Here is a 5296-nt window from a genome sequence, read left to right as displayed (position 1 = left end):
TCACCAACAGCAGGACATGAAACAATTGTCAGATGGCTCTCCCAAAACTTCAATAAAGTAGTAGTTTGGGCATCAGATAATCCCTTTAAATCTCATCAAACATCCCTAGAACAACGTTCGACAATGTTATCTATTTTGATTGAAAATATTGACTCCAATCAAAACAATATTTTTGTACATCAAGAATTAAGTAGTCGTCGGACTTTAGAAACCGTTGAACTTGCCATAAAAAAATGGGATGATGCCGAATTCACCCTAGTAGTAGGTTCAGATTTAGTCAAACAATTACCAAATTGGTATCAAGTAAAAGAACTTTTACAAAAAGTAGAATTATTAATAGTACCTCGAAAAGGTATTACAACAGAAAAGACAGATTTGCAGAAGTTAAAGGAACTAAATACAGGAGTAAAAATAGCTTCTTTAGAAGTTCCGAATGTTTCCTCATCCGCATATCGCGAACAAGGAGACGAAATGACTATTACACCTCCTATTAAAGATTATATATATCAGCAGAAGTTATACCAATGGCAGAAGTAAGCAACAGAGAAAGTGTAAATAATAAAGCAGACTTTAAAGTAGGGGTAGATAATGTAATTTTTTCCGTTGATACTCAACAAAACCGCCTCTTAGTTTTGTTAGTAATGCGACAAAAAGAACCATTTATTAACTACTGGAGTTTACCAGGTACATTAGTAATAAAAGGTGAATCTTTAGAAGCAGCAGCATACAGAATATTGGCAGAAAAAATTCGGGTTAAAAATCTATATTTAGAACAATTATATACTTTTGGCGGTCCTGGTCGTGACCCTAGAGAATCTAGTTATAATTGTAGATATTTATCAGTCAGTTATTTTGCTCTAGTGAGATTTGAAGAAGCAGAATTAATTGCTAATGGGGTGACAAGTATTCGTTGGTATCCTGTTGAAAAAATTCCTCAGTTAGCATTTGACCATCAAAAAATTATTGAGTATGGATATTCTAGATTAAGAAATAAACTTGAGTATAGTCCTGTTGCTTTTGATGTTTTACCGGAAGAGTTTACTTTAGGGGAATTATATCAACTTTATGCAAGTATTTTAGGAAACAATTTTTCCGATTATTCTAATTTTCGTGCCAAGCTATTAAAGTTAGGTTTCTTATCTGATACTGGCATCAAAACATCACGAGGTGCTGGTAGACCTGCTAGTCTTTATCGGTTTGATATTGAAGCATTTGCTTTGGTAAAGGATAAACCTTTAATGTTTATTTGAAAATCCCTTGAGATAGAAGATTTGACAGTCGCTCTAAATGAATAAAAATTGAAAAGTTCATGCTGTTCAAATCCTTTCTTTCTCATCACTCCTGACTCCTAAAAAAATAGAGTCTCAAGCCTCCTCTTTCCAGAGGATGAAAAAAATATTCCGTTCAGTATTAAAGCTTCTGGGTTGAGCGAGAGATGATTTTTTACCCGAAGAGTTTACTTGAGCAGAATTAGATCAACTTTATGCAAGTATTTTAGGAAACAATTTTTCCGATTATTCTAATTTTCGTGGCAAGTTATTAAAGTTAGGTTTCTGATCTGATACTGGCATAAAAACATCACGGAGTGCTGGTAGACCTGCTAGTCTTTATCGGTTTGATCTTGAAGCATTTGCTTTGGTAAAGGATAAACCTTTAATGAATAGTTTGAAAATCCCTTGGGATAGAAGATTTGACAGTTGATCTAAATGAATAAAAATTGAAAAGTTCATGCTGTTCAAATCCTTTCTTTCTCATAACTCCTGACTTCTCAAAAAAATAGAGTTTCAAGCCTCCTCTTTCCAGAGGATGAAAAAAATATTCCGTTCAGTATTAAAGCTTCTGGGTTGAGCGAGAGATGATTTTTTACCCGAAGAGTTTACTTGAGCAGAATTAGATCAACTTTATGCAAGTATTTTAGGAAACAATTTTTCCGATTATTCTAATTTTCGTGCCAGACTATTAAAGTGAGGTTTCTGATCTGATACTGGGGTAAAAATATCACGGGAGCAGGTAGACCAGCTAGTCTTTATCGGTTTGATGTTGAAGCGTTTGCTTTGGTAAAAGATAAACATCAGGACTTACGCATAACCACCAAATATATTAGGGGTTAACGGCCGTTAACCCCTACAAATAGTTTATAACTTCGTCTTTTGCGTAAGTCCTGTGTTAGAAAGAAACCAAAAACCTTTAGAAATCAAGACTCGGGTTCAAAATGGTTAAATGAGGAAGATCGCCTCTCGACTGCCTAAATCTAGTACATCACAATGAGTGCTTTCTTGCATCATTGATTACTTTCTTCAGCTTTAAGAGCGGATATCAGCTGTAACACCCAACCATACGAATCTGCTACTGAGACAAGGGCGTGAAGAAGACTCCATAGTCGGTACCCCTTGCTAGCTGAATAAGGTTGAATACGCCACACTTCAAGATCACCAACATGAATTCTAATCTCATCATGTATCAGCGCACACTTTTCCTCAATTATGTCTAGTTGCTTTTCTGAAGGCTTACCTGTTGAGCGCATGCTATAGTCAAATACATTTTCAACCTGGTTGATACCAAGTACAAGGCTCCTAAATCCATGTTTTACATTTGGAATTACAACCTCTGAAATCCATTCAAGATCATATGCTAAAGTACCAATCGCATCAGCTTTCATAATCCAAAGTACTGCATATGCTTCAGGCAAGTTATCCTGAAGAATAAACTTATAATCTGCATCAACACTGCGACTTACTCCCCAACCCGGCAAATCAAGAAGCCGAAAATCAGGCTGAACACTTTCAGTAAGCTTAACATTATTCCAACCAGCTTTTCGAGTAGTATTGCCAACATGTCCAATAGTACAAACATCGTGTCCAATTAAAGCATTGATGGTTTTACTTTTGCCGACAGAAGTTGCACCAACCATTGCCAAGTTAAGAGTTTCAAATGGCTGATCTGATGGTGTAATTCCCTGCTTTCGTAACCGCTCATCTAAGTTATTGCGAAGCTGACTTAACGACCTTTCTACCATAATAAATGTAATGTTCCTTGAAAATTATGATGATTACTAAACATATACTGGAGAGTACAAAGTTCTTCTAAAAAACGATTTGCTTTCAAGACTGAAAGTATCACTAGAAAAGGCTTACAGCACTACCCTAACTTTTAGATAGCTGAAAGCCTTAGCTAACGATAGTCATTCCTAGAACTTTGCACTATCTAGTCAAAAGTATTAAGAAACATTTTTATCTTTTTTTGCTCTTTCCAAAAAGGTTGTTCCAAGATCCCAAATGTTTGCAACAGTCGTGGTAACTGCATTAACAGCACGGAAAACATTTCCCACAGCGTCTATTTCATCTTTGTTCCGTATAGCCCAATTAATCGGACCGTACCAAAAAGGGGTAGGCGGATCTTTCTCTGCGGGAGGGTCATTGTTCTCTGTATACCTACGAGGACTTACTGTCATAAATCTTCTCCAAAATTTTATTTAATTAAAAATTCTCAAAATAATAAGGTTATCAGGATTAAAGACAAAAAAATCCCTATAAGCTTTGCCTGATAAAGGTTTTAGTCATTTTTTTTGCTTGGCTTAATTCCCAAAAACTCTATAGAGTAAAACGGCGATTAGCTAACTATGTCCCTGCTGTTGATTAAAATTCGGCCAACTGGATAAAAACCAAACTTTTGAAGTATTCTAGCTATGTCTCTCATTGTTTCTCTTTTTTCCTCCTGTCTTCTTCCTTACTTTGACTAATGAACAAAAAAACTCTAACTTTAACCGGATTATTTTTAACAACTCTCCTCCTAATAACAATAAACTTATTTTCTGCCCAAAATGCCGAAAGTAGATCACAAAACCCTCTATCTCTTGGTTTCCAAATTATTAACAATTCTCAGGGAACAACTCTTTATCAAAAAGATTTAGATTATCTACAAGTTGTCGATCTAACTCAAGGCGCAAAAATTAATTTTATCTACGGAAAAATCACAGAGTTAGGTACTAAAAAAGGAGCTTACGGCGGTAACGAGCCACAATTTAAACGTCAGACAATATCACAAGTATGGTCTAACTTATTTTCAGAAAATTCAAGTTTATTTTGCATCACTAACAGTCAATTTTTTAGAAACGATCAAAACTCCTCTACAGGATTAGCATTTCCTGTTAAGTCAGATGGAATTATAATTAGTGATGGTTATGCCGGAGAAATAGAATTTCCCGATGAAAAGTTAATCCTAGAAGTCTGGAATGATAGAGCATTAATTACTAAATTTCAGCCAAATAATCTCCAATTATCAACAGCACCTAATTTTATTGTTGGTTTACAGGAAAATGCAGATAAAGGAGTAGAAAATAAAACAGGTAGAACCTTTATTGGAGTCAAAGATAAAGATAGCGATCGCCTAAATGAAACAATTTTAATTTTTACTTCCAAAAAAGCAACTCAACCTCACGCTGCTAAAGTTTTGAAAAGTTTCGGCGCAACTCAAGTAATCATGTTAGATGGTGGAGGTTCAACACAATTAATTTGTCAGGGAAATACTTATATAGATTCATCAAGAACTATCCCTCAAATGATTGCTATTTTCAGTGGAGATGAAGTCAGAAAGAAAGCAGAATAATTTAGTAATCTAGGATAGTAGGATTAACTATTAAAAACTCAAGACTACTTACGCTTAAAAAATGGTAAGTATTCAGCCATAAACTCTCAGCTAAGTAGTCGTGCAAAATCAAAAATAAACTTCCTAGTTGAGAGAGGAAACACTTAACCCGAAACACTTAAATCGGAGAAAGAATTGATAATTTATGAATAAGATTGGAGATGTCTAATAGTAATTTGTAATTAATTTTGGATAAGCACTTATATAGCACTACACATTAAGGTTAGGACATTTCTAAATCCTGTTTGCGCAGCATGACCTAGGAAAACCTTTTCACAATCTGCTATTCCCTATTCCCTATTCCCTTTTCCCTTTTCAAGTAGCGCTATACAATTAATGCCGGCATAAGCATTTATCAGCTATTGCTTACAGCATAGCCTTAAAAGCAGGGTATTATTGCAACTCCCATGGGATCTAGCTAACTGCTAATAGCTGAATGCTTACAACCGATAAACTTTTACCCATATTTTGATTTTTTTGAGATTTAATCAAGAAATCCTAATTAATTCCTCAATACTTTTCTTATTAATTTTCCACATTTCCTCTTCTTCCCAAACCCATCTACTATCAACCCGCTGCACCGTACCATCAAAATTAAAGACAGTTACCGTTGCTAAAGTCTCAATCCACACAGTCGCTCCACAACTATGAG

General features: G+C 35.1%; 5 protein-coding genes and 2 pseudogenes. 5 read left to right on the top strand and 2 right to left on the bottom strand.

Going from position 1 to position 5296, the window contains the following annotated elements; genetic code table 11:
* The 4 genes and pseudogenes from F6K40_RS38570 to F6K40_RS38555 form a co-directional block, all read left to right on the top strand.
* Nucleotides 1–537, top strand: a 537-nt coding sequence (locus tag F6K40_RS38570; protein ID WP_293145093.1) for a nicotinate-nucleotide adenylyltransferase, incomplete at its 5' end; no start/stop codon positions are given.
* Nucleotides 525–1250, top strand: a complete 726-nt coding sequence (locus F6K40_RS38565; protein ID WP_293145090.1) for an NUDIX hydrolase — start codon at nucleotides 525–527, stop codon at nucleotides 1248–1250. The genes F6K40_RS38570 and F6K40_RS38565, both read left to right, overlap by 13 nt.
* Nucleotides 1251–1437: 187 nt before the next feature.
* Nucleotides 1438–1701 (top strand): annotated as a pseudogene (locus F6K40_RS38560) (NrtR DNA-binding winged helix domain-containing protein); the annotation flags it as partial.
* Nucleotides 1702–1857: 156 nt separating this feature from the next.
* Nucleotides 1858–2111, top strand: a pseudogene (locus F6K40_RS38555) (NrtR DNA-binding winged helix domain-containing protein); the annotation flags it as partial.
* 170 nt (nucleotides 2112–2281) lie between these two features.
* Here the strand turns inward: F6K40_RS38555 and F6K40_RS38550 are convergent.
* Together F6K40_RS38550 and F6K40_RS38545 are read right to left on the bottom strand one after the other, a co-directional pair.
* The gene (locus F6K40_RS38550) at nucleotides 2282–3016 is read right to left on the bottom strand and encodes a GTPase (RefSeq protein ID WP_293145087.1); all 735 of its coding nucleotides are present in this window, start codon (nucleotides 3014–3016) and stop codon (nucleotides 2282–2284) included.
* 201 nt (nucleotides 3017–3217) lie between these two features.
* Nucleotides 3218–3451: a hypothetical protein gene (locus tag F6K40_RS38545; protein WP_293145084.1), complete on the bottom strand. Its 234-nt coding sequence runs from the start codon at nucleotides 3449–3451 to the stop codon at nucleotides 3218–3220.
* Between the two features lie 287 nt (nucleotides 3452–3738).
* Between F6K40_RS38545 and F6K40_RS38540 the strand changes: the two genes are divergently transcribed.
* On the top strand, nucleotides 3739–4605 hold the full coding sequence (locus F6K40_RS38540) for a phosphodiester glycosidase family protein (RefSeq protein WP_293145081.1): 867 nt from the start codon (nucleotides 3739–3741) through the stop codon (nucleotides 4603–4605).
* The last annotated feature ends 691 nt before the right edge of the window (nucleotides 4606–5296 follow it).

The sequence above is a fragment of the Okeania sp. SIO3I5 genome, from assembly GCF_010672085.1.
In the GTDB taxonomy this organism is placed as follows: Bacteria; Cyanobacteriota; Cyanobacteriia; order Cyanobacteriales; family Microcoleaceae; genus Trichodesmium.
The sequence above is the reverse complement of the archived record's forward strand: the minus strand, read 5'-3'. Positions and strand labels throughout refer to the sequence as shown.